We start from the raw sequence: 1,300 nt of genomic DNA on the forward strand, positions 1-1,300 counted from the left end.
TCGAGCGCATCCTGCGCGAGGAAGGCTTTTTCTATGCCTTCCAGCACAAGGCTGATAGTCACCGCCTGATTCACTGTGATCGCCTGTTCATCTTCGGGCGCCAGCAGGGCGAGCCGGTGCTGTATAACCCGACGCCGGGCGGCGACCAGCCGCAGCCCAGTTTGCGCACCTTCGCCTATACGGAGAACGTACGCACCGCGCGTCAAGTGCAGCGCGACTACACCTTCAAGAGCCCACGCTACCCGCACGAATACCCGCGCGAGGGCTCCGACCTTGATCACCAGGGCCGCGGCTACGCGCGCTACGACTACCCGGGGCGTTACAAGCACGAAGCCAGCGGCAAGGCCTTTACGCAAGACCGCCTGCGCGGCCACCGTCGCGACGCGCGTATGGCCAGTGTGAGCGGCGACGATGCGCGCCTGCAACCGGGCATCGCGTTCGACCTCACCGGCCACCCGCGCGAGGACATGAACCGCGGCTGGCGTCCGGTCAGCATCGTCCATCACGGCAAGCAATACACCAGCCAGGCGGAGGAGAGCGCCGACGCGCAGCAGGGCACGCACTACCGCTACGAAGCGGTGCTGGTGCCTGACGACGCCGAATGGCGCGCCGAACCGCTGCCGCGCCCGCGCATCGACGGCCCGCAGCCGGCGACGGTGGTCGGCCCCGAAGGCGAAGAGATCTACACGGACGAATACGGCCGGGTAAAGGTGCAGTTCCCATGGGATCGTGAAGGCAAGCACGATGAACACAGCTCGTGCTGGATTCGCGTGGCGCAGAACTGGGCCGGCGCGACGTGGGGGCATATGGCGATCCCGCGCATCGGGCAGGAAGTGATCGTGAGCAACCTGGATGGCGATCCGGACCAGCCGATCATCATCGGGCGGGTTTACAACCGCCTGCAGTTGCCGCCGTACGAGCTGCCGCGACACAAGACGCGGATGACGATCAAAAGCCAGACGCACAAGGGCGAGGGCTACAACGAACTGCGCTTCGAGGACGAGGCGGATCAGGAGGAAATCTACGTCCACGCGCAGAAGGACCAGAACATCCACGTCAACCACGACGAAACCACCTTCGTCGGTAACGACCGCAGCGAGCAGGTCGAGCACGACGAAATGATCGCCATTGGCAACGATCGCAAAGAAACCGTGGGCCACGACGAGCAGGTCACCATCGGTCAGGACCGACGCCATGACATCGGGCAGGACGACTTCCTGAGCATTGGCCGCAACCACACCATCCACACGGCGAAGGACCGCACCGAGGAAGTCGGCAACCATCGTCGCGACAAGACGGC

1 protein-coding gene is annotated in these 1,300 nt (G+C 64.6%); it reads left to right on the top strand.

Annotated elements, in window-relative coordinates; genetic code table 11:
- The coding region (locus tag WS49_RS17240) for a type VI secretion system Vgr family protein (protein ID WP_156441408.1) at positions 1-1,300 on the top strand (1,300 nt) is incomplete at both ends.

The sequence above is a fragment of the Burkholderia sp. RF7-non_BP4 genome (genome assembly GCF_001521935.1).
Lineage (GTDB): Bacteria > Pseudomonadota > Gammaproteobacteria > Burkholderiales > Burkholderiaceae > Burkholderia > Burkholderia diffusa.